Annotated in this window: 18 protein-coding genes; 10 read left to right on the plus strand and 8 right to left on the minus strand. The window is 71.5% G+C overall.

The annotated features are described in order from the left end of the window. Nucleotides 1–254 precede the first annotated feature (254 nt). From ACWEFL_RS19795 to ACWEFL_RS19810, 4 genes are all read left to right on the plus strand, one after another. Nucleotides 255–941 (plus strand): FadR/GntR family transcriptional regulator, encoded by a 687-nt coding sequence (locus ACWEFL_RS19795; RefSeq protein ID WP_451714102.1) that lies wholly within the window; start codon nt 255–257, stop codon nt 939–941. Nucleotides 942–1005: 64 nt separating this feature from the next. After that, nucleotides 1006–2361 carry an MFS transporter gene (locus ACWEFL_RS19800; RefSeq protein WP_451714104.1) on the plus strand — a complete coding sequence of 452 codons (1356 nt, stop codon included), beginning with the start codon at nt 1006–1008 and terminating at the stop codon, nt 2359–2361. After that, entirely contained in the window at nt 2358–3218 is an 861-nt protein-coding gene (locus ACWEFL_RS19805; RefSeq protein ID WP_451714107.1) for an ABC transporter ATP-binding protein, read from the plus strand. The genes ACWEFL_RS19800 and ACWEFL_RS19805 overlap by 4 nt, the downstream gene beginning before the upstream one ends. 390 nt (nt 3219–3608) lie before the next feature. After that, nucleotides 3609–4487 carry an NAD-dependent epimerase/dehydratase family protein gene (locus ACWEFL_RS19810; protein ID WP_451714109.1) on the plus strand — a complete coding sequence of 293 codons (879 nt, stop codon included), beginning with the start codon at nt 3609–3611 and terminating at the stop codon, nt 4485–4487. A gap of 358 nt (nt 4488–4845) precedes the next feature. Here ACWEFL_RS19810 and ACWEFL_RS19815 read toward each other — a convergent pair whose 3' ends face one another. Beyond that, nucleotides 4846–5367 carry a helix-turn-helix domain-containing protein gene (locus ACWEFL_RS19815; RefSeq protein WP_451714112.1) on the minus strand — a complete coding sequence of 174 codons (522 nt, stop codon included), beginning with the start codon at nt 5365–5367 and terminating at the stop codon, nt 4846–4848. Nucleotides 5368–5465: 98 nt separating this feature from the next. Here ACWEFL_RS19815 and ACWEFL_RS19820 point away from each other — a divergent pair, with 98 nt between their 5' ends. Next, the gene (locus ACWEFL_RS19820) at nt 5466–6626 is read left to right on the plus strand and encodes a pyridoxal phosphate-dependent aminotransferase (protein ID WP_451714115.1); all 1161 of its coding nucleotides are present in this window, start codon (nt 5466–5468) and stop codon (nt 6624–6626) included. 933 nt (nt 6627–7559) lie between these two features. Here the strand turns inward: ACWEFL_RS19820 and ACWEFL_RS19825 are convergent. The 5 genes from ACWEFL_RS19825 to ACWEFL_RS19845 all read right to left on the minus strand — a co-directional run bounded on the left by ACWEFL_RS19825 (nt 7560) and on the right by ACWEFL_RS19845 (nt 12726). After that, nucleotides 7560–9461: a dipeptide ABC transporter ATP-binding protein gene (locus ACWEFL_RS19825; protein ID WP_451714118.1), complete on the minus strand. Its 1902-nt coding sequence runs from the start codon at nt 9459–9461 to the stop codon at nt 7560–7562. Further along, entirely contained in the window at nt 9458–10375 is a 918-nt protein-coding gene (locus ACWEFL_RS19830) for an ABC transporter permease (RefSeq protein WP_451714120.1), read from the minus strand. Before ACWEFL_RS19830 ends, ACWEFL_RS19825 begins: the two co-directional genes overlap by 4 nt. Then, nucleotides 10372–11322: an ABC transporter permease gene (locus ACWEFL_RS19835; protein ID WP_451714123.1), complete on the minus strand. Its 951-nt coding sequence runs from the start codon at nt 11320–11322 to the stop codon at nt 10372–10374. Before ACWEFL_RS19835 ends, ACWEFL_RS19830 begins: the two co-directional genes overlap by 4 nt. Further along, entirely contained in the window at nt 11319–11795 is a 477-nt protein-coding gene (locus tag ACWEFL_RS19840) for a MaoC family dehydratase (protein ID WP_451714126.1), read from the minus strand. Before ACWEFL_RS19840 ends, ACWEFL_RS19835 begins: the two co-directional genes overlap by 4 nt. Nucleotides 11796–12129: 334 nt before the next feature. Continuing rightward, complete coding sequence (locus ACWEFL_RS19845; protein ID WP_451714129.1) at nt 12130–12726, minus strand: peptide deformylase; 597 nt, start codon at nt 12724–12726, stop codon at nt 12130–12132. A gap of 306 nt (nt 12727–13032) precedes the next feature. Here ACWEFL_RS19845 and ACWEFL_RS19850 point away from each other — a divergent pair, with 306 nt between their 5' ends. From ACWEFL_RS19850 to ACWEFL_RS19870, 5 genes are all read left to right on the plus strand, one after another. Continuing rightward, the gene (locus tag ACWEFL_RS19850; protein WP_451714131.1) at nt 13033–14586 is read left to right on the plus strand and encodes an ABC transporter substrate-binding protein; all 1554 of its coding nucleotides are present in this window, start codon (nt 13033–13035) and stop codon (nt 14584–14586) included. A 116-nt stretch (nt 14587–14702) separates the two neighbouring features. Continuing rightward, a complete protein-coding gene (locus tag ACWEFL_RS19855) occupies nt 14703–15206 on the plus strand; it encodes a MaoC family dehydratase (protein ID WP_451714134.1) in 504 nt (167 codons plus the stop codon). Next, on the plus strand, nt 15203–16141 hold the full coding sequence (locus ACWEFL_RS19860; RefSeq protein ID WP_451714137.1) for an HpcH/HpaI aldolase/citrate lyase family protein: 939 nt from the start codon (nt 15203–15205) through the stop codon (nt 16139–16141). Before ACWEFL_RS19855 ends, ACWEFL_RS19860 begins: the two co-directional genes overlap by 4 nt. Continuing rightward, nucleotides 16138–17532: an MmgE/PrpD family protein gene (locus ACWEFL_RS19865; RefSeq protein ID WP_451714140.1), complete on the plus strand. Its 1395-nt coding sequence runs from the start codon at nt 16138–16140 to the stop codon at nt 17530–17532. Before ACWEFL_RS19860 ends, ACWEFL_RS19865 begins: the two co-directional genes overlap by 4 nt. Nucleotides 17533–17581: 49 nt before the next feature. Then, on the plus strand, nt 17582–18751 hold the full coding sequence (locus tag ACWEFL_RS19870; RefSeq protein ID WP_451714143.1) for an acyl-CoA dehydrogenase family protein: 1170 nt from the start codon (nt 17582–17584) through the stop codon (nt 18749–18751). A 261-nt stretch (nt 18752–19012) separates the two neighbouring features. On the opposite strand, the gene ACWEFL_RS19875 is transcribed toward ACWEFL_RS19870, so the two are convergent. Next, nucleotides 19013–20248 (minus strand): amidohydrolase family protein, encoded by a 1236-nt coding sequence (locus ACWEFL_RS19875; RefSeq protein WP_451714146.1) that lies wholly within the window; start codon nt 20246–20248, stop codon nt 19013–19015. Further along, the gene (locus ACWEFL_RS19880) at nt 20245–21474 is read right to left on the minus strand and encodes a CaiB/BaiF CoA transferase family protein (RefSeq protein ID WP_451714149.1); all 1230 of its coding nucleotides are present in this window, start codon (nt 21472–21474) and stop codon (nt 20245–20247) included. The genes ACWEFL_RS19875 and ACWEFL_RS19880 overlap by 4 nt, the downstream gene beginning before the upstream one ends. Between the last annotated feature and the right edge of the window lie 5 nt (nt 21475–21479).

A 21479-nucleotide genomic window follows, 5' to 3' on the forward strand; every position in this document is an offset into this window, starting at 1 on the left:
GTCAAGACCTCCGACGCAATCCATTTCCGGCCAAGGCCGCACCACCCAGGCAGGCCGGGCCGACCACCTCACCCGCCCCGGGGCACTCCCCGAGGCGTCGAAGATCACAGCGGTACGCCCTCCGACCAGTACTCAGACATCTGTAGTCTTCTCCCTGCGGGCCGCCTGCTCCGGCGGCCCGGCCCGGTACGAACCACCCGGAAGCCGCGAGGACCGAAACGTCCGGAAGCAGCCCCGACAGCACGAAAGGCGGAATGGTGAAGTCGCTCAAGCGCGGAGCGCTCGTCGAGCTGGCCGTGGAACAGCTCCTGGAACAGCTCGCGAGCGGCCGGTGGCCGGTCGGGACCGCGCTGCCGGGCGAGGTGAGCCTGGCCGAGCAACTCGGCGTGGGGCGCTCGACCGTACGGGAGGCCACCCGCGCCCTCGCCCACGCGGGCCTGCTGGAGGCGCGGCAGGGCTCGGGGACCTACGTCCTCGCCCTCACCCCGCCGCCGACCCTCGACGCCGCGCTGCGCAAGGCGAAGACCGTCGAGGTGTACGAGGTGCGCGAGGCCCTGGAGGTACAGGCGGCCGTCCTGGCGTGCGCCCGGCGGACGGAGGCGGACCTGGAGCGGATGCGGGAGGCCCTGGCCCGCCGGGATCTGCTGATCGAGGACCAGCGGGACCACGCGCGCGACTTCGTTGCGGCCGATCTGGCCTTCCACCGGGCCATCATCGACGCCGCCCACAACGATCTGCTCACCCAGACGTTCACCACCTTCGAGACCGTGCTGACCGAGACCCTCCACAGCGTCGTGGACGACGCGATCCTGACGGGCCACGACGTCGACACCGCCCACCGGGAGCTGTTCGAGGCCATCGAGGCACAGGACGAGCCGGCCGCGGCCGCCGCCGTCCGGACCAACGTCCGCCGGACCATCGAGGCGGCCTCCGGCCACTGACCACCCGCACCTGGACCCCTTGCCTCCGGGCAGGTCCACATTTGTCTGACGTCTGAGGTGAGTAATGAGACTGCACGGGACCTCCGTCCCCGGCCGGCTGTGGGCCCTGACCGCCACCCACGCGGCCAACGACTTCTACACGGGCGCCGTCGCCGCCCTCCTTCCGTACTTCGTCCTGGAGGAGCGCTACGACTACGCGGCGGCCGCGGGCATCATGCTCGCGGCGACCTCCCTGTCATCCGTTGCCCAGCCGCTCTTCGGGTATCTCAGCGACCGGTTCCGGATGAGCTGGCTGAGCCTCGCCGGACTGCTCACCGCCGGGGCGGGCGTGGCGGTCAGTGGGCTGGTCTCCTCCTCGTACGCGCTGGTGTGCGCCGCGGTCGCCGTCTCCGGGATCGGGGTCGCCGCCTACCACCCGCCCGCCACGGTCGCGGCGAAGACCGCTGGCGGCGGCACCAACCGCTCCATGAGCGTCTTCTCCGTCGGCGGCAACGCCGGTGTGGCACTCGCGCCGGGTGCCGTGGTGCTGATCGTGGGGACGTACGGGCTGGACGCGACCTGGCTGCTGTTCCTGCCCGCGCTCGTCCTCGGGGCGGTCCAGCTCGCGGCGGACCGCCGCGCGGCCCGGACGGCGGCGGACCGCCGCCCCCGCGACCGGCCCCTTCCCGCCGCGGCCGGATCCGCCGGGGCCGCCGGTGACACCGCCGCGCCCGGCGCGGAGCAGCCCGCGGTGGCCCGGCGCGCCGACGACTGGGCCGGGTTCGCCCGGCTGACCGGTGTGCTGCTGTTCTGGTCCGTGGCGTACGTGGGCACCTCGTCCTTCGTCTCCCTGCACTCCATCGAGACCTTCGGCGCCGCGCCCGGTACGGCCTCCATCGCCCTGTCCGTCTTCCCCGCGGCGGGCGCGGCGGGCACCCTCGTGGGCGGCTGGCTCGCCGACCGCCACGGCCGCCCCCGCGTCGTGCGGACCGGGTACGGGCTCGCCGCCCTCGCGATGCTGCTGATCGCCCTGGCGCCCGCCCCGGCCGTGGTGATCGCGGCGACGGCCCTGCTCGGGACCGCGCTGTTCCTGCCCTTCGCCCCGCAGATCACCCTCGCCCACTCCTATCTCCCGAACCGGCTGGGCATGGCCAGCGGGGTCACCCTGGGGCTCGCGCTCTCCCTCGGCGGCCTCGTCGTCCCCCTGCTCGGCGGGCTCGCGGACCGCTCCGGCGTCCCGGCCGTGTTCGCCCTCCTCACCGGGCTGCTCGCGCTGGCCTTCGCCCTCACCTTCACCCTGCGCGAACCGCGCCTCGAACCAAGCCCCGCACCAAGCCCCGAGCCACTCCCCGGACCGGACCACGGGCCGGACCCCGAACCGGGCCGCGGTGGCGAGCCGGGCCGGCCCGCCACCCTCCCCACGAGCGGAGCACAGCCATGAGCACCACCACTCCCCTCCCCCATCCGTCCCCCGAGCCCCCGGAGCCCGCGGCGCCCCGGGAGGTGCTGCGGCTGGACGGGGTCTCGCTGCTCCGGGGCGGCAAGGCCCTCGTCCGCGATGTCGGCCTGCGGATCGCGGAGGGTGAGCACTGGGTGCTCCTCGGCCCGAACGGCGCGGGGAAGAGTTCCCTGCTCAGCCTGTGCGGCGCGGTCAACCACCCCACCAGCGGCACGGTCCGAGTCCTGGGCCGCCGACTGGGGCGGGTGGACGTCCGCGAACTGCGCCGGTCGATCGGCCATGTCGACCCGCGCCATCCGCTGCGCTCGCCGCTGACCGTCACGGACGTCGTCCTCACCGGGGCGACCGGCAGCATCGAGCGCGTACCGCGGTGGGTCCCCGAACCGGCCGAGCGGCGACGGGCGGCCGACCTCATCGACACCCTCGGGCTCTCCGCGATCGCCGACGCCCCCTGGACCACCCTGTCCCAGGGCGAGCGCGGCCGGAGCCTCATCGCGCGCGCCCTGCTGCCCGGTCCGCCGCTGCTGCTGCTCGACGAGCCGTCGACCGGGCTGGACGTGGCCGCCCGCGAGCAGCTGCTCCAGACGATCGACGCGCTCCACGCCGCCGATCCCCGGCTGGCGTCGGTGCTGGTGACGCACCATCTGGAGGAGCTGCCCGCCTCCACCACCCACGCGGTCCTGATCAACGGCGGTACGGTGCGGGCCGCCGGACCCGCCGCCGAGGTGCTCACCAGCCCGCGGGTCTCGGCGTGCTTCTCCTTCCCGATCGAGATCGAGTACGGCGACGGCCGCTGGCTGGCCCGCAGCGGCCACCGCGCGCGGACGAGCCGCCCCTGAGGCGGGCGGCGGGTCCGCCGACAGCCGGTGGGCTACGCGGGGCGGGCCGGTCCCCGGTCCCATAGGGAGAAATCCATAGCCGGCAGGCCAGCGGGCCAACCAGGCCGCTTCTGACGGATCTTGCTGGGCTCGCGCGCCCTGGCACCGCTCCCCCTGGGCCTGGCGGCCCGGGAGGTACCCCCACCCTGGGCCTAGCGCCCGGGAGGTACCCCCAACCTGGGCCTAGCGACCGCGAGGTACCCCCACCGCATGGACTCCCTCCTCCGCCTTGCGATCCACGGCACCAGACCCCGCTCCCTGACCCAGCCTGATCCACCAGAAACGACCTAGGCTCGTGGCGCTTCCGATCGAGACTGAGTTCGCACCGCCACCCCTGGAACTGGAGTTCTCATGCGTGTCTTCGTCGCTGGCGCCACCGGCGCTGTCGGCAGTCTGCTCGTCCCGATGCTGGTCGCGGCTGGGCACGAGGTCACCGGGACCTCACGGTCCCTGGCCGGGATCGAGCGGATCAGAAGCCTCGGAGCGACGGGGTTCCAGGCGGACGCGCTTGACGCGGACGGACTGCGGCACGCGGTCCGCGCGGCAGCACCGGAGGCACTGATCCACCAGCTCACCGACCTCTCCGGCGCGGACGGGGCCGCCAACGGCCGACTGCGCCGAGAGGGCACCCGGAACCTGGTGGAGGCCGCGAAGGCGGCCGGGGTCGGCCGGATCGTCGCACAGTCGATTTCCTGGGCGTACGCGCCGGGCGAAGGCCCTGCCGAGGAGGTGGCACCGCTCGATGACACGGCCGCTCAACCCCGGGCCGGGGTGGTGGCCGCTGTCAGGGCCTTGGAGGAGACGGCGGCCGAATTGGAGACCGCGGTCCTGCTGCGCTACGGCCTGCTGTACGGGACCGGCACCTGGTACGCACCGGGCGGCGCTTTCGCGGCGGCCCTGGCGGGCGACCGGTCGGCGCGCTTCCTGGGGAGCACTGTGGCGAACGACGCCGTGAACTCCTTCGTCCATGTCGCCGACGCGGCGGGCGCCGCGCTGGCCGCGCTCGACTGGCCAGGCGGACCGGTCAACATCGTGGACGACGAGCCCGCCCCCGCCCACGAGTGGCTTCCGGCCCTGGCCGAAGCCCTCGGCGTGCCCGCACCCGGCGTGGTGACGGGTCGGCAGGAGTGGGAGCGCGGCGCTCTCAACGCGCTTGCCCGAAGCCGGGGTTGGCAGCCCGAGTGGCCGACCTGGCGGACCGGTTTCGCCGCCCAGCGCGACATCCTGTGAGTCCTCCGGAACCCCGCTGAGGTCCTTCACCACCACCGGCGCCGTCAGCGTGAGCCTCCTCGACGTCGACCAAGCCGCAGAATGGTCGGACGAGACGAGAACGCTTCAGGAACTCCGAAGTCACGTCACAAGCCGGCCGAGCGCCTGGACGTCTCGCGTCGGACGGTGGAGCGCTACCGCGCCGAGAAGCTGACGGCCCCTCAGAAGCGTCTCCAGGCCGCCTTGATGGAGGAGAACGAATCCGAGCGGCTCGGCCACCACACCGAACCCGAGGCCGCCTGATCGGGGCGGGGCCTCGCCCGGCTTCCGAAGGCTCGGCCCGCCGCGCGATGGCGATGAGCGGCGCAGGAGGCTTGCCTCAGCCTGTCGGGTAGCGCACGGTGAGCATGGCTTCGACGTCACCGGACACTGCGGCGTACACGTGCGGGATGTCGGCAGGCCAGTGGGCGTGCTCACCCGGGCCCGCCTCGACCGGGGCCGAGGCCGCGCCGACGCGCGCGGTGCCGGACAGGACGATGAGGTGCTCCTCGGTGCCCGAGGGGTGGGCATCCGATTCCTGGACGGCGCCGGTCCGGATGCGGATGCGGTAGATCTCGGTGATGGCGGCTGGATCCTCGTACCGTTCGACGAGAACCGCGTCCACGGCGCGGCCTGACAGCGGCACTCGCGCCGGATCGGGCCCGAGTACGGCGGTGAGGGGAATACCCAACGCGGTCGTGAGCGCGTAGAGGGTCTCCAGTGTGGCGTTGCGGCGCCCGGCTTCCAGCTCGGAGAGCGTGCCCTTGCCGACACCGGACCGGCGCGCCAGCGCGGACAGTGAGAGGTTGCGTTCCGCTCGTAGCTCACGCAGCCGACTGCCCACCTGCTGAGCCAGCTCCATATCTCCCGCTCCCCACCAGGCCATTGACCGACTCGGGCCGCCATACCTAGTATTCCATAAACAGAACGTTCTGTTTATGGAACGAAATGGGAGGTCCCATGCCCGTGTCGCGCCTGCAGCACATCCCCGGAATCGGTGTCGACATCGTGGGAGACGCCGCCGATGCGGCCCACGACCCCGACATGCTGCGGCTCGAGAATCTCGACACCGACCTGCGGCCGCCTCGGATCGCCCTCGACGTGACGCGGCTCGCGATCGATGACGACGCCGCGAACAGCTATCTCCCCTTCCACGGCCGGCGCGGCCTGCGTGAGGCCGCCACCGCCCATGTCGGCCGGATCGCCGGCCGCGACTACGACCCGGCGACAGGCTGCGCGATCGTCGCCGGGGGCCTCAACGGCGTCCTCAACACACTGCTGGCCACCATCGAACCGGGGCAGGAGGTGGTGATCGGCGACCCGGTCTACGCCGGCCTCGTCAACAGAATCCGCCTCGCCGGCGGCGTCCCGAGACACGTGCCATGCCGCCCGACGCCCACCGGCTGGCGCACCGACCCGGCCGAACTGGCCGCCGCGGTAGGGCCAAAGACGGCGGCGGTCCTGGTGATGTCCCCCGCGATGCCCACCGGCGATCTGCTCGGTCACGCACACTGGGACGCCTTGGCCCCGGCGGTGGCCGAGCACGGCTGCTGGGTGATCTACGACGCGGCCATGGAACGCATCCGGTTCGACGGGCAGGCTCCGGAGCACCCCGCCGCCCATCCCCAACTGGCCGAGCACACCATCACGGTGGGCTCCGCATCCAAGGAGCTGCGGCTCATCGGCTGGCGGGTCGGCTGGGTCGTCGGTCCGCCGCGCATCATGGCCGACGTCGCCTTGGTCGGCATGGCCAACGTGGTGACTCCGGTCGGCATCGCTCAGCAGGCGGTGGCTGCTGCTCTCGACGCCCCGGACGCAGACGCCGACGTGGCCGCGGCCGCCCTCACCTGGCGGCAACGCTGCGACCTGATCCTGTCGGAGCTGGCCGACTATCCGTGCATACGGCCGCACGGCGGCTGGTCGTTGCTCATCGACACCACCATGCTGGGCCTCACTCCGGCCGAGGCGTCCGAACGGCTCTTCCGGCACGGGAAGGTGGCGGCGACCCCGATGACCGGCTGGGGCCCACACGGCGGCCACCACCTGCGGCTGGTCTTCGCCAACGAGCCCGCCGAACGCCTCGACGGGCTGCGGGACCGTTTCGTAGCCGCCTTCGGCTAACCCTCGCGCTTTCGCGAGGTGGGGTGTCCGAGGTTTGATCAGATAAGCGGAGAGTGCTCCTGACCTGCAACGATGGGACTTGTCTAGGGTCCTGTCGGCTGCACGGAAAGAAGCACTCTCCAGGTGAAGAAGCGTATCGGGTCGTACCCGCGTGTCCGCATCGAGCCCAGCGGTGGGGCCGGCCCGGCGGAGCGAACGGTCGGAGATCCAGCAGCGGGTGTCCGGGGTGGCGACTTGGCCGTCGAAGAGCAGCCGGTGCAGGCCCCTGGTGCGTACCACACGCCGGTCTGCACCGGCTCGGTTCCGGGCTCGGCGGGGACGTCCGGGTGCGGGTAACGGCCGTCGGCCGGTTCGCCGTAGACGGTCCCCACCACGTCGCCGCCGCGGGACTCGCCGGTTGTTACGCCGTCGGGCCCCGGCTTTCTCGCCCCGGACCGTGCGCGGTGTCGTGGCGAAGCGGGCCGCGGCCACGGCCAGCGCGGGCCGGATCCCGCTGGCCCCGAAGAAACCGTTGAGCAGTTCGTCGCCCAGCAGTTCGCGTCGTTGGGCCGGGCGGACTCCGACGCGGTCGCAGACGGCGGCGGAGTGCGCTCCGAGGACCTTCTCGGCGGCGACCCATTCCCGGGCCGCGAAGCCGCCGAGCCGTCCGCTCGCGGGGATCTTCGGACAGGGCAGGAGGGCGTGGTCCCGGGGCGTGGTGGTGGACGCCACGGGATTGTCCTTCGCGCGCGTGGTGGCACGCAACGGCATACGGAATGTGGCTGCCCGCCCGGGTTTGCGGGCCGCGCGGGACGGCGGCTTGCGCGCGCGGTGGTCGCGTAGCGTCCGTTCTGAACGCAAGGCCGAGCACGTCTTCGCCGTCGTCTGCGTCACCGCGGTCCTCATCTGCCGGTGCCGCCTCGTCAAATGAAGCGGCGACAGAGCATCAAACGCTCACTCATCCCCCACCGCCGCCTCCCTTGTCGCGTCCGCCGGGGCCGAGCCGACGAGGCGGCGGGTGTACCAGTGCTGCGGGTGGTCCAGGACGGCGGCCGTCTCGCCGCTCTCCACGACCCGGCCGCGTCGCAGGACGATGACACGTTCCGTCATCTGCCGGGCCACAGCGAGGTCATGGGTGATGAACAGCATGGCGATCTTCCGCTTCCTGCGCAGGTCGCGGAACAGCTCCAGCACCTGGGCCTGCACGGAGACGTCGAGGGCCGCCACCGGCTCGTCACAGACCAGGAGTTCGGGGGCGGTGGCGATGGCGCGGGCGATGGCGACACGCTGGCGCTCGCCTCCCGAGAGGGCCGACGGGCGGCGGGACGCGTAGGCGGCGGGCAGGCCCACCATGGCGAGCAGTTCGGTCTCGGTGGGGGCGGGCTCCCCCACCGACAGGCCGGGCGGGCGGTATCCGGCCGCTTCGCGCAGGGTCGAGCCGATCGTCAGGGAGGGGTTGAGGGAGGCGTACGGGTCCTGGAAGACGATCTGGATTCCGGGAGCGCGGCCCCCGGCTCCTCCAGGCCGCCGCCGCTGCCTGCGCCAACGGCTGCTGAGCGCGGCCCGGTCCGCCGGGTCCCGGTGCCCGCCGTACCGGATCTCGCCCGTGTCCGCGGTGTCCAGGCCGAGCAGGATCCGGGCTATGGTCGACTTCCCGGAGCCCGATTCGCCCACCAGCCCCACTGACTCGCCCTCGCCGATGTGGAAGGACACACCGTCCAGCGCCACGGTGGACCGGGGCGCGCCGGTCAGCGGCCTGCTGCGGAACGTCCGGCCCAGCCCGCGCACCACCACGAGGTCGTCCGGGCGCCCGCCGGTGGCGGGCCGGGCACCGCCCCCGGGGCCGCGGTCGGCGAGATCGGCGTCCATTTCATCGCGGATGCCGGTGATCCGCACACACGCCGACCGGTGGTCCCTGTCCACCAGGGACAGTTCCGGCCGCCCGGCGCCGCAGTCGTCCGTGCTCCAGGCGCAGCGGGCGGCGAACGCGCACCCGTCGGTCACCGCCTCCGCCGCGGGCACACCGCCGGGGATGGAGGTCAGTTCCTCCCTGTAGTGGTCGCGCGGGATCCGGGAGGTGAGCAGGCCCAGGGTGTACGGGTGCTGCGGGCGGGCCGCGACCGCGGCGACCGGTCCGGATTCGAGCACGTTTCCCGCGTACATCACCTGGACGGTGTCGCAGGTGCTGAAGGCCACGTCGAGGTCGTGGGTGACCAGGATCAGTGCCATGCCCCGGCTGCGCCGCAGCTCGCCGAGCAGGGCCAGCACCTCGGCCTGCGAGGACATGTCGAGTGCGGTGGTCGGCTCGTCGGCCAGCAGCAGTTCGGGGTCGCGGGCCAGCGCGGCGGCCATCGCGACCCGCTGGCGCATTCCGCCGGACAACTGGAACGGGTACCTGCCCGCCACATCGGCGTCGAGCCCCACCTCCGCCAGCCGGCGTGTCACTTCCCGTGCGCTCGCGCCCCGGTCGGCGCGCAGCCGGGGTGCCAGCGACTCCCGGAGCGTCGCACCGACCCGCTGGAGCGGGTTGAGCATCGTGAACGGGTCCTGGAGGAGCAGGCTGATCCGTTCCCCGCGCAGCGCGCGGAACGCCTTCTCCGGCCTGCCGATGAGCGGCAGTCCGTCGAAGGTGACCTCGCCCTCCGCGTGAACCCGGTGAGGGAGGAGTCCGACGAGTGATCTGACGGTCATCGACTTGCCGCAGCCCGATTCCCCGACGATGCCCATGGCCTCGCCGTGTGCCAGCGAGAAGCCGATCCCGCTGACGAGGGGGCGCCGTACGTGGCCGGTGGAGGAGACGACGGTGAGCCCGGTCGCCTTCAGCAGTGGTGAAGGATCCGCCACAGGGTTCGTCATCGTGCCTCCGTTTTGAGGGCTGTCCTGTCGTACAGCCAGTCGCCGGCGAGGGTGGCGCTGGTGGCCGTGGCGACGATCAGCAGCGCCGGTACGAGCGGCATCATCGGGTTCTCGAAGATCAGTTCCTGCCCTTCGGCGAGCATCGTGCCCCAGTTGGCGCTGCCCGGAGCGACCCCCAGACCGAGGAACGACAGCGCCGAGAACGACACCAGCGCGGTCACGAACTCCAGCAGGAACGTCGCGACGACGGTGGGCATCACATTGGGCAGGATGTGGCGGGTGACGATCACCAGGGGCCGGACCCCCAGGGCGCGGGCGGCGTCCACGTACGACAGTCGGGCCTGCGCGATGGCCGCGCTTCTGACCAGGCGGACCGTGCCGGGGACGTTCAGTACGACGATGACGCCGATCGTCAGCGGATAGCTTCCGCTGACGATGCCGACCACCACGATGGCCACCAGGAGCGCGGGCATCGAGTACAGCATGTCCGCGCCCCGCGAGATCACGGCGTCGACCCGTCCTCCGTGGTACCCGGCCAGGAGCCCGAGCAGTGTGCCGATCAGCAGGATGCCGATGGCGGCGATCAGAGGTCCCGCGACGGCGGAGAGGGTGCCCACGATCAGCCGGGAGAGCACGTCCCGGCCCAGGACGTCGGTTCCGAGGGGATGACCGCCGCCGGGTGAGGTGACGCTGAGGGAGGGATCCTGCTCGGAGGGGTCCTGGGGCGCCAGCCAGGTGCCGAAGACCGCGCAGATGACCACCCCGGTGAGGAACAGCAGCGAAAGGGACGCCAGGAGGGGCGGCCGGCCACGCCCGCGCCCGGCGGGTGCGGACGGCGCTGCGATCGCGGACCGCTCGTGGGCACTGCCCCGGGCGGGCGGACGGTCGGGGTTCGGGGTCAGGTGCTTGGTCATGCCGTTCCCCCCGCTCCCGTGCGGATCCGCGGATCGACCAGGGTGGAGAGCAGGTCCACCAGCAGGTTGGTCAGCACGACGACCACGGCGATCAGCAGACAGAGCGCCTGGATGACGGGCATGTCCTTGGCCTCCACCGACTCGACCATGAGGGTGCCGATGCCCGGCAGCGAGAACACGCTCTCCACCAGCACCGTCCCCGCCGTGAGTTGGATGATGAGGATGCCCACGGTGGTCACCACCGGCAGTGCGCTGTTGCGCAGCACATAGTGGACCAGCACCCGCGATACGCCGAGTCCGCGTGCCCGGACGAAGGTGAGATAGTCCTGCCGGGTCACGTCCAGCACGGCCGCCCTTGTCTGCCGGACCACCAGAGCGATCAGGACCACCGACAGCGTCACCGCGGGCAGCACGAGGTGCCGCAGCCGGTCGATGCCCCCGTCTCCCGCGCCGAAGACCGGCATACCGAGCCCCACTCCGAAGACGTAGATCAGCAGAACTCCGGTCGCGAACGGCGGTGAACTCATTCCGATCACCGTCAGGAACGAGGTCGCCCGGTCGAACGCCCGGCCGCGGCGCAGACCCGCGGCCATCCCGAGGGGGATCCCGATCAGTACGACGATCACCAGGGTGAGTGCCGCGAGTTGCGCGGTGACCGGCGCGAACTCGACGATCCGGCTCATCGCCGGGGTGTGCGACACGGTGGAGCGGCCGAAGTCGAACTGGACCACGCCCGCGAGCCACCGCCAGTACTGAGCGAGGAAGGGATCGTCAAGGTGGTGCTCGCGGACGACTGCGGCGATCTGCTCCTCGCTCGCGTCCTGTCCGCCCAGCAGGGTCGTCAGCGGTGAGCCCGGGGAGAGGTGCAGCAGGGTGAAGACGAGGAAGCTCACCACGGCCACCAGTCCGACCGAGGCGACGAGCCGTCTCCCGATGAACCTCATCATGCGCGCACCAGATTCGTGCGCCGCAGACGGACCACTTCGGCACCCGACTGGTTCGAGCACGTGGTCTGCCAGGTGATGATCCCGTTGCCGGGCCGGCTCGCGGAGTGCCGGACCGCGATCACGACGGATTTCGCGGTGAGGGTGTCCCCGTGATGGACGGGGCTGCCGAATTCCACGTTGTCCACGCCGAGGAACGGGCCGCCGGCTTCGCTCAGGTCCTCGACCGAGAGCCCCACGACGATGCAGAGCACCAGCACCGGATTGACGACAACCGACGGGTGGCCGTGTGCCCGCGCAAACTCGGCGTTGACGTACAGCGGATTCCAGTTGCAAGTCGAGGTGGAGAACAGAATGCTCTCCGCTTCGGTGACGGTCCGCCCCCAGTGATGTTCGAATTCCTGGTGGGGCGCGAAATCTCCGAAGGTGCGCCCCTTGGTCTGTCGCTCGAACTGCTCGAAGTCGGGATCTTTCACTCGATGCCTTCCCGGGACGGCACAGCGCGGCGCCTCCAGCTGCGGAGGCGCGCCGGATCGCGGGAATTCCGGTGGGGTCCGGCGGGGTCCATGAGCAGGGCACCGGGGCCACCGAATCGTCACGGCTCGCGGCGCGGCCTCGATTTGGTCAGCGAATGCAGTGCACCGGGGGCTCACTCACGCGGTGACTTTCCCGGCTGCGCGCTGGGGCGAGCGGGGAATGGGGGAACGACATGGGAGGGCGCCCCGGAGTGTCGGGTTCGGCGCCGCTGTGTGGCATGTCGGTTGCCGCATCCTGACACCCGTCCGTACGGCTGTCAACGGTCCTGCCGGGTCACCGGGTGGTCGGCGGGGTGGGGCCGGAGCGGAAGGGGTCGTGGTGGAATCCGGGCAGCCAGGAATGCCCCGGCCGGTCCCAGCCCCGGGCCGTGACCAGCCGTGCGGCCAGTCGTGCCCGCGGCCCGGCCAGGATGTCCACGTAGAGCTGTCCGCGCAGGTGACCGCACTCGTGCTGGAAGCAGCGGGCGAGTTCCCCGGTGCCCTCGAACACCAGGGGCTCGCCCCGCACGTCGCTTCCGGCGACCCTCGCCCGGGGTGCCCGGGGCACCGGGAAGGCGAGCCCCGGAACGGAGAGGCAGCCTTCGAGGTCGGCCCGGTCGTCGGGCGCGGCGGCGGGAGTCCCGTACGTCTCCAGCACCGGATTGACGATATGGCCGCGCCGGCGCCGGCCCCGGGCGTCGGGGCAGTCGAACACGAAGACGCTCCGCCGGTCGCCGATCTGATTGGCCGCCAGTCCCGCGCCGTTCGCGGCCCGGTTGGTGTCGAGGAGATCTCGGACAAGTGATGCCAGATCGTCGTCGAACCGCGTGACGGGCAACGCCGCCGTGCGCAGGACGGGTTCGCCGCTGATAAGGACGGGCCGTATCGGCATCGCATTCTCCTCCGGGTCGGTGCTTACGGATAGGAAGGGATATCACAATGCCTCTGTGGCCCTTCCCTTCAGCTGCGAAAAACCGGAGATCGGGATATTGACAGCCGTACGGCCGGGTGTCAGGATGCGGCAACCGACATGCCACACAGCGGCGCCGAACCCGACACTCCGGGGCGCCCTCCCATGTCGTTCACCCATTCCCCGCTCGCCCCAGCGCGCAGCCGGGAAAGTCACCGCGTGAGTGAACCCCCGGTGCACTGCATTCGCCGAACATTCCGTTCGTGTTCTCTTTGCTGAGGAGCAGCCATGCGCCGCCGAATTCAACTGCTCGCCGGGGCCGTGGGCACGGCCTCACTTCTCGTCGGCTGCGAAGCCTCACCCGGCTCCGGCCCATCAAAAATCTCCGAGTTCACCTTCGCCGCATCCGCGCCCGTGTCCCTGGACGTGGCGAAGAACTACAACATCGCCGACACCAACATCATGTCGATGGTCACCGAGCCGCTGGAGAATCTGGCGCAGGACGGCACCTACACCCCGCTGCTGGCGAGTTCGGTCACCCAGCCCGACGAGAAGACGATCGTCTACAACCTCCGCGCGGACGTCGAGTTCTCCGACGGCGGTGCGCTGACGGCCGAGGACGTGGCGTGGAGCCTGAAGCATGTCACCGGGGAGAGCGCACAGACCAGGAACACGCTGGAGTACGTCAAGTCGGTGACCGTGACCGGGAAGCAGCAGGTGACGGTCGCTCTCTCCCAGCCCGATCCGCTGACCCGGGCCGCCCTCAGTGTCGTGGGCCTCATCCAGCGGAAGTCGTTCGCCGAGGCCCATGCCGCCGATCTCGGCTCGGCCGCCGCGGTGCCCGTCGGCACCGGCCCCTACCTCGTGGACACCTACTCCCCCGACAAGATCGCGATGAAGCGGAACTCCGGCTACTGGGGCCGCGAGCCCGCGCCGGACCGGCTGGTGTTCACCGCCATCGCCGGGGAGACCAAGAGCCAGTTGGCGATGCGGTCCAAAGAGGTGCAGGGCGGGGTCGTCTCGGATCTGACCGCGATCAAGCAGTGGAAGAAGATCGCGGGGACCAGCGTGTACAACGTTCCCGCCCTCCAGTCGAACTTCCTGGTGCTCGATGTGACCGCGCCGCCCTTCGACGACGTCCATGTCCGCAGGGCCGTCGCCCATGCGCTGGACCGGCGGGGCCTGCTGGCCGCCGCCTTCTCCTCCCAGGTCGAACCGCTGAAGTCCTACCTCCCCGACGAGATCGTCCGTGGCGCCGCTCCCTCGCCGGCCGCCGCCGACACCTTCCTCGCGGGCCTTCCGCAGTATCCGTTCGACCTCGACAAGGCCAGGCAGGAACTGGCGAAGTCGAAGCATCGCGGCAAGCTGTCGTTCCCCGTGTACTTCCTGAACGAGCTGCCCTGGTCCAAGCTGGCCGCGCTCAATCTGGAGACGAACCTCGCCAAGATCGGCGTCAGGGCCGAGCCCCGGCAGATCGCGCGGAACGCCTGGATGGAGAGCGTCTACGCCAAGAAGGCGAAGACGCCCATGCCGTACAGCCTGGGAACCTTCGCCCCGGTCCCCAACGGCCTGGACAAGGTCGTGGGCGAGGGCGCGTTCAACGTCGCCAAGTTCTCCACGCCCGGGACCCGTTCGGCCCTGCCCGGACTCAATGGAACGGACGCACAGCGGTGGGACGCCACCAAGGCACTGCTCGGCGCGATCGCCGAGGACGTGCCGTACATCCCGGTCTTCCAGGGTGCCCATGTGTCGGTCCTGGCCAAGGGCTATGCCTACGACCGGCCGCCCACGCTGCTCGACTACGCGCAGGGCGTGAACATCAGGCTGCTCAGGGCCCGTTAGGGCCAGTCGCGAAAGGAGCGCCGTCCGCCCGCGGGCCAGGCGGGGCTTTCGCGACACGCCCTGGGACTCCGGCCGACGGAACCGGCCGGGACACTCTCACGACATAAGGACTCATCATGACGGACACCCCTGGCCGGGAGACCTCCCGGCTTCTGGGAGCCGGAGGGTGGTTCGAGGACTTCGCCGTCGGCCGGCGGATGCGCCATGCGCGTTCGTCGACGATCGGTGAGGCCGAGGGCTCCTTCCTCGCAAAGCAGGCCATGAACACCGCGCAGGCCCACTGGAACGAGCACCAGGACGACACCCCCGATCTGGGGGCCGGCCGCCTGGTCTTCGGACTCGCCACCGCGGCCACGGTGCTGGGGCTCGCGTCCCAGGACACCACCGAGCATGCCGTCGCCGAGCTGTCCTACGACGGCTTCCGGTTCCGTGCGCCGGTGCACCACGGCGACACCCTGACCGCCTACAGCGAGGTGGTGGCCGTGGCGGAGCAGGACGGTCGCCCCGATGCCGGGGTCGTCGTCTTCCGGCACTGGGGCGTCCGCCAGGACGGCGTGATCGCCTTCGAGGGAACCCGCACCGCGCTGATCAAGAAGAAGAGCCATTGGAGCGCCGTATGAACCGCCCCGCACACCGGCTGCGCCGCAGCGAGCTGGCCACCCCCGCCAGCGACGAGAAGATGATCGCCAAGGCCGCGGCGAGCACCGCCGACCTGGTGTTCCTCGATCTGGAGGATGCCGTGGCACCGGCGCTGAAGGAGGTGTCACGGGGCAACGTGGTCCGCGGTCTGACCGGGCTCGACTGGGGCGGGAAGACCAGGGCCTGCCGGATCAACGGACCCGGCACCCCGTGGTGCTTCCAGGACGTCATCGAGGTCGTCAGCGGCGCGGGGCCGGCGCTGGACGTCATCATCGTGCCCAAGGTGATGGGGCCCCGCGATGTGTGGTTCGTGGACGATCTGCTCTCCCAACTGGAGGCCGCGCTGGGGCTGGCACCGCGCGGGATCGGCCTGGAACTGCTCATCGAGGAGTCCGCGGCGCTCGCCCGGGTCGAGGAGATCGCCGCGAGCAGCCCCCGTGTCGAGGCTCTGATCCTGGGCGTCGGCGACCTCTCGGCCAGCCAGGGCATCCGCGGCGGGCAGATCGGCATGGCCGACGCCGACCCGGACGTTCCCGGGTATCCGGGCGACATCTGGCACTACGCCCGCAACCGGATGATCACGGCGGCGCGGGCCCATGGCCTGGACGCGATCGACGGCCCGTACGCCGGCATCCGCGACCCGGAGGGCTACCGTGCGTCGGCGGGTCTCGCGTCCTGCCTGGGCGCGGTCGGCAAGTGGTGCGTCCACCCCGGTCAGATCGGCATCGCCAATGAGGTCTTCGCGCCGACGCGCACCGAGTTGGACCGGGCGCTCGCGGTGGTCTCGGCGGTACACGAGGCGGAGGAGCGCGGCCTCGGCGCGGCCACCCTCGACGGGAGCATGATCGACGCCGCTTCGCTGCGGATGTCCGAAGCCCTGGTCGAACGGGCCCGGCGGTGCGGGATGCACCGATGACAGCGGAGGCCGTACGGGGCGACGGGGGCGTCCCGGACCTCACCTCCTGTCTGGCGGGTTCGGCGGCGGCGTACACCTATGACCGCATCCCGTCCGATGTGCTGCTGATCGCCAAGTCCTGTGTCCTGGACTGGCTGGGCGTCGCCCTGGCCGGCAGCCGGGATCCGGTCTCCCGCGTCCTGGCGGAGACGGTGGCGGCGCCCGTGGCGGGTTCGGCGGCGAGCACTCTGCTGGGCCGCGCCGGGCGGGCGGCGGCCGTCGAGGCCGCGCGGGTGAACGGGACCGCGGGGCATGTTCTCGACTACGACGATGTGCTCACCGCGTTCGACGGCCATCCGACCGCCCCCGTCCTCCCGGCGGTCCTCGCCGTGGCGGAGGCGGAGGACGCGAGCGGCAGGGATGTCCTGACCGCCCTGGTCGCGGGCATCGAGACCGAGACCCGTATCAACCGGGCCGTGGCGCCCTCGCACTACCGCAACGGGTTTCACACCACGGCCTCGGTCGGCACGTTCGGCGCCGCCGCCGCCACCGCGCGCCTGCTGGGGCTGGGGCCGGATGCGACCGCCCATGCGCTCGGCCTCGCGGCGACCTCGGCGGCGGGGCTGAAGTCGGCGTTCGGCTCATGGGGCAAGTCCCTCCAGGTCGGCCGGGCGGCGGCCGAGGGGGCGCTGGCGGCGCTTCTCGCCCGGCGCGACGCCACGGGACCGGCCGACGGCATCGGCTGCGCGCAGGGCTTCGCCTCCACCCACGCCGACGCCGTCGACGCCGCGGCGGCCATGACGCCCATGGGCGAGCCCTGGTACCTCCGGGAGTTGCTGTTCAAGTTCCATGCCTCCTGCTACGGCACGCACTCCAGCATCGAGGCCCTGCTGCGGCTGAGACCGCGGCTGCCGGTGTCCTCGATCGCGGACATCGAACTGGGCATCTCACCCAAGCACGTCGGAATGTGCACCAGGCCCCTGGTGAGGACACCGCTCGACGCCAAGTTCAGCCTGGAGTTCACCGCGGCGCTGGCGCTCCTGCTCGGGCGCGCCGACGAAGGCGTGTTCACGGACGAGGTGCTCGCCCGTGACGATCTGCGCCGCCTGGCGGCCCGGGTGCGGACCAGGGTCGATCCGCGGGGCCCGTTCACCCGGACCGAGGTCCGGGTCACCCTCACCGACGGGACGCGCCTGGAGGAAGCGGTCGATGTCGGCGTGCCCGCGGCACCGGACCGGCTCGGACAGCAGCGGGCCCGCCTGACCGGGAAGTTCCACGGTCTGGCGGCTCCCGTCGTGGGCGCCGGCCGGGCGGCCGAGATCGCCTCCCTCGTTCAGGGACTGGACGGCCTCGACCGGATCGGCCGGCTCACCGCGCTCACCCGTGAGCCGGCGGCCGGGCCCGGCGGATGAGCTGTGCGCCGCCATCGCCATCGACCTCATTGGGGAAAGGAACGACGACGTGACCACTGAGCAGAGCCCCGGTCTGGGGCTCACCGACGACCAGCGCGCCCTGCGCGACCTGGCACGGGACTTCGCGATGAAGGAGGTGCTGCCGCTCGCCAACGAACTCGACCCCGTGGACGGGGAGATCCCCCTCGCGCTGCGCGAGCGGATGGCCGGGATCGGGTTCTTCGGGATCATGGTGCCCGAGGAGTACGGCGGTCTCGGCCTCGGGGTGCTGGAGTACTGCGTCATCGCCGAGGAACTGTCGAGGGCCTGGATGAGCGTCGGCAGCCTGATCGCCCGGGGCAACGGGCTGTACGGCGGCTTCTCGGCCGAGCAGCGCGCCGAGTACCTGCCGAGGGTCAGCCGTGGGGAGTTCCTGGCCGCCGTCGCCATCTCCGAGGCGGAGGCCGGTTCCGACGTGGCCAACATCAACTGCCGGGCGACCCGCACGGAGAGCGGATGGGTGCTCCATGGAACGAAGATGTGGTGCACCTTCGCCGACGGGGCGGACTACCTGGTGGTCTTCGCCCGTACCTCACCGCCCTCCGTCCCCGGCCGCCGGCACGAGGGTGTCTCGGCCTTCTTCGTCCCCAAGCGGCGCGGCGAGTTCCCTCCCGGCCTCACCGGAACGACGATCCGGAAGATCGGTTACCGGGGCTGGAAGACCTGGGAGCTGGCCTTCGACGGGCTGGCCCTGCCCCATGACGCGCTGCTCGGCACGGAGGGCGGGGCCTTTCGGACGGCCATGGAGGTGCTGGACGTCGCACGGGTGCACACCGCCGCCCGCGCGATCGGTCTCGCCCGCGGGGCGCTGGAGGACTCCCTGGCGTACGCGGCCACCCGCAGGCAGTTCGATTCCGCTCTCGCCGACTTCCAGGTGATCCGCTTCAAGCTGGCGGGCATGGCCGCCGAGATCGAGGCCGCGCGGCAGTTGATGTACGCCGTGTGCCGCGAGATCGACGCCGGCCGGCGTGCCAGCGCCCAGGCGTCCATGGTCAAACTGCTGGCCAGCGAGATGGCCGAGCGGGTCACCAGCGAGGGCGTCCAGATCCACGGCGGCGCCGGCTACACCACCGACTTCGCGGTGGAGCGCTACTGGCGCGACGCCCGTCTGACGAAGATCTTCGAGGGGACCAGCGAGATCCAGCTCCGGGTGATCTCCGACGCGATGCTGGGCCGCTGACCGGCCCGCACCGTGAGCACCGTGTGTATCCGACACCGGCCGGCGCCCAAGCCGGCCGGTGTCGGGCATGCGCATGCTCCTGTGGGCATTCGGCCGGGCCGAGTCCGGGGATCCTCATGGCATCCGGCCGGGCGGAGTCCGGAGATCCTCATGGCATCCGGCCGGGCGGAGTCCGGAGATGCGCGGGGGCCGCGGGTCGCCCGGTGGGCCGGGGGCCCATGACCGTTCGAACACCGCGGCCCACCGCACACGGCGACCGGATCAGCGCGCTTGGGCACGGTCGTCGCGGACCACGTCACCGCCCTTGACGACCAGCGCCGTACGGCCGGAGTCGGCGAACAGCGCGGGCTCGGCCAGCGGGTCGAAGTCCACCGCGACGACATCGGCGAGCTTGCCGGGCTCCAGGGTGCCGACCCGGTCCGCCAGGCCGATGATCTCGGCGTTGACCGAGGTCGCCGCCATGATGGCCTTCATGGGCCCGACGATCTCGGCGCGCAGCGCGATCTCCAGACCGCGGTTGTCCTGCTTGGGTCCTACGTAGTCGGTGCCGGAACCGACCAGCACCCCCGCGTCGGTGGCCACCTTGATGGCCCGCGCCATCTTCTCCTCGACCCCCCTGAACCGCGCCCGGACCTCGTCGTGGAGGGACATGTCCTCGAAGTCCCTGGCGTGAATGTGCATCACCGCGAGGGTGGGCACCAGGTGGACCCCCAGGGCGGCCATCTCCTCGGCCAGTTCCTCGTCGATGTCGGTGCCGTGCTCGACACAGCGGGCGCCCGCGGCGATCCCGTTGCGGATGCCCTGGTTGTTGTGGGCGTGCACGGTGACGTACGAGCGGCGGGCCTGGGCCTCGATCACCGCGGCCTCGATCTCGGGAACGGTGAACTGGGTGTCGTCCAGAGAGTCCGAGAGCGAGATGACGCCGCCGGTGATGTTCATCTTCAGGAACGAGGCTCCGCGCCGGTAATTGTCCCGTGCCGCGGCCCGCACCTGGTCGGGCGAGTCGCACAGGACGCTCAGAGTCGTCAGCCCCGGCAGCTCGCGGCTGCGCCACTCGTGGACGCACTCGTTGGGCGAGGTGTAGTGGGCGTGTCCGCCGGTCTGCGCGAGGATCGCACCGCAGCACAGGATGCGCGGGCCGGGGATCTGTCCCGAGTCGACGGCCTTCAGCAGGCCCCAGTCGATGCCGCCGGTGTCCCGTACGGTCGTGAATCCCTGGTGAAGGGTGTCCCGGCAGACCCTGAACATATCGGCGGCCCGCTCGGCGATGGACAGTTCCTTGGCCATCGTCGCGTCGATCGGACTGGCCAGCCCGAAGTGGACATGAGCGTCGATCAGACCGGGCAGGATCGTGCACCCCTCCATGTCGATGACCTCGTCACCCGGCCGGACCGGGCCGATCTCGGCGATCCGGTCCCCGTCGATCCGGACCGCGGCGTCCCGTACGGGGTCACGGCCGGTTCCGTCGATGATCTGGGCTCCGCGTACAGCGATCATTGGACCTGTCCTTGGCTGGTGTTGTGCCGGGGATCCCCGGCGGCGGATGAGGCGGAGAGAATCTCGTCACGGTGCTCGTCCAGCAGGGGGGCACGGTGGCGTACGGCCGCGGGGGTGCGGCTCAGCTTGATGGGCTGCCCGGCGATCACCACGGGCGCGGACGAGCCCGGCTGCTCGACCTCGCTCAGCATCCGGCGCTGCCGGACATGCGGATCCGCGAAGATCGCCGCGGCGTCGTTGACCGGGCCGCACGGCACCCGGCCGCCGAGCACCGCGAGTGCGTCGGACGTCGTCCGCGACGACAGCCACCCGGTGACGACCGCCCGTACCGCGTCCGCGTGGGCGACCCGTCCCGTGTTGGTGGCGTAGCGCTCGTCGTCACCGAGTTCGGGCCGGCCGATCAGGGCACAGAACTCCCGCCAGTGCCGGTCGCTGGGCGCGGCCAGGGCCAGCAGACCGTCCGCGGTGGGAAAGAGCCCGAAGGGGCACAGCAGCGGATGGGTGTCGCCCTGCGGCTGCGGGACCGCACCGGTGTAACTGTGCTGGTAGACGATCCGCTCGCAGAGCGAGAGCACGGCGTCGTACATCGCCACCTCGACGAACTGCCCCCGGCCCGAGCGCCGTGCCTCGTGGACCGCGGCGAGGATGCCGACGGCGCAGAGCGCGGCCGGGAAGATGTCGCCGATGCCCGGCCCCGTCTTGAGCGGCCGGCCGGGGCCGGGGCCGGTGATGGCGACAAGACCGCCCATGGCCTGGGCGGTGATGTCGAAGGCCGGCCAGTCGGCGTACGGGCTGCCGCCCGTCCTCGGGTCGCCGAAGCCGCGTACGCAGCCGTAGACAAGCGCCGGGTTGACCGCGCTCAGCGTCTCGTAGGACAGCCCGAGCCGGTCCATCACCCCCACGGAGAAGTTCTCCACCAGCACATCGGCGGTGGCCACGAGCCGGAGGAGCGCCGTGCGGCCGGCCTCGGTCTTCAGATCGAGGACCACGCCGCGCTTGTTCCTGTTGACCGACTGGAAGTAGCCGCCGAGCGCTTCCGGGGGGTCGCCCTCGCGATGGGGTCCCATGTGCCGGGTGAGGTCCCCGGCGGGCGGCTCCACCTTGATGACGTCGGCACCCAGATCGGCGAGTGTCATGGTGCAGTAGGGCCCCGCGAGCATCTGCGTCAGATCGATGACGGTCAGATCGTGGAGCGGCCCCGTGATCGGTGACGATTCGGTGCTCAACTCAA

This window comes from Streptomyces sp. NPDC004838, assembly GCF_053600955.1.

What these genes read in the sequence shown, in the direction of transcription:
- ACWEFL_RS19795 (WP_451714102.1), top strand. Translation starts at nt 255, where the DNA reads ATGGTGAAGTCGCTCAAGCGCGGAGCGCTCGTCGAGCTGGCCGTGGAA.
- ACWEFL_RS19800 (WP_451714104.1), top strand. Translation starts at nt 1,006, where the DNA reads ATGAGACTGCACGGGACCTCCGTCCCCGGCCGGCTGTGGGCCCTGACC.
- ACWEFL_RS19805 (WP_451714107.1), top strand. Translation starts at nt 2,358, where the DNA reads ATGAGCACCACCACTCCCCTCCCCCATCCGTCCCCCGAGCCCCCGGAG.
- ACWEFL_RS19810 (WP_451714109.1), top strand. Translation starts at nt 3,609, where the DNA reads ATGCGTGTCTTCGTCGCTGGCGCCACCGGCGCTGTCGGCAGTCTGCTC.
- ACWEFL_RS19815 (WP_451714112.1), bottom strand. Translation starts at nt 5,367, where the DNA reads ATGGAGCTGGCTCAGCAGGTGGGCAGTCGGCTGCGTGAGCTACGAGCG.
- ACWEFL_RS19820 (WP_451714115.1), top strand. Translation starts at nt 5,466, where the DNA reads ATGCCCGTGTCGCGCCTGCAGCACATCCCCGGAATCGGTGTCGACATC.
- ACWEFL_RS19825 (WP_451714118.1), bottom strand. Translation starts at nt 9,461, where the DNA reads ATGACGAACCCTGTGGCGGATCCTTCACCACTGCTGAAGGCGACCGGG.
- ACWEFL_RS19830 (WP_451714120.1), bottom strand. Translation starts at nt 10,375, where the DNA reads ATGACCAAGCACCTGACCCCGAACCCCGACCGTCCGCCCGCCCGGGGC.
- ACWEFL_RS19835 (WP_451714123.1), bottom strand. Translation starts at nt 11,322, where the DNA reads ATGATGAGGTTCATCGGGAGACGGCTCGTCGCCTCGGTCGGACTGGTG.
- ACWEFL_RS19845 (WP_451714129.1), bottom strand. Translation starts at nt 12,726, where the DNA reads ATGCCGATACGGCCCGTCCTTATCAGCGGCGAACCCGTCCTGCGCACG.
- ACWEFL_RS19850 (WP_451714131.1), top strand. Translation starts at nt 13,033, where the DNA reads ATGCGCCGCCGAATTCAACTGCTCGCCGGGGCCGTGGGCACGGCCTCA.
- ACWEFL_RS19855 (WP_451714134.1), top strand. Translation starts at nt 14,703, where the DNA reads ATGACGGACACCCCTGGCCGGGAGACCTCCCGGCTTCTGGGAGCCGGA.
- ACWEFL_RS19860 (WP_451714137.1), top strand. Translation starts at nt 15,203, where the DNA reads ATGAACCGCCCCGCACACCGGCTGCGCCGCAGCGAGCTGGCCACCCCC.
- ACWEFL_RS19865 (WP_451714140.1), top strand. Translation starts at nt 16,138, where the DNA reads ATGACAGCGGAGGCCGTACGGGGCGACGGGGGCGTCCCGGACCTCACC.
- ACWEFL_RS19875 (WP_451714146.1), bottom strand. Translation starts at nt 20,248, where the DNA reads ATGATCGCTGTACGCGGAGCCCAGATCATCGACGGAACCGGCCGTGAC.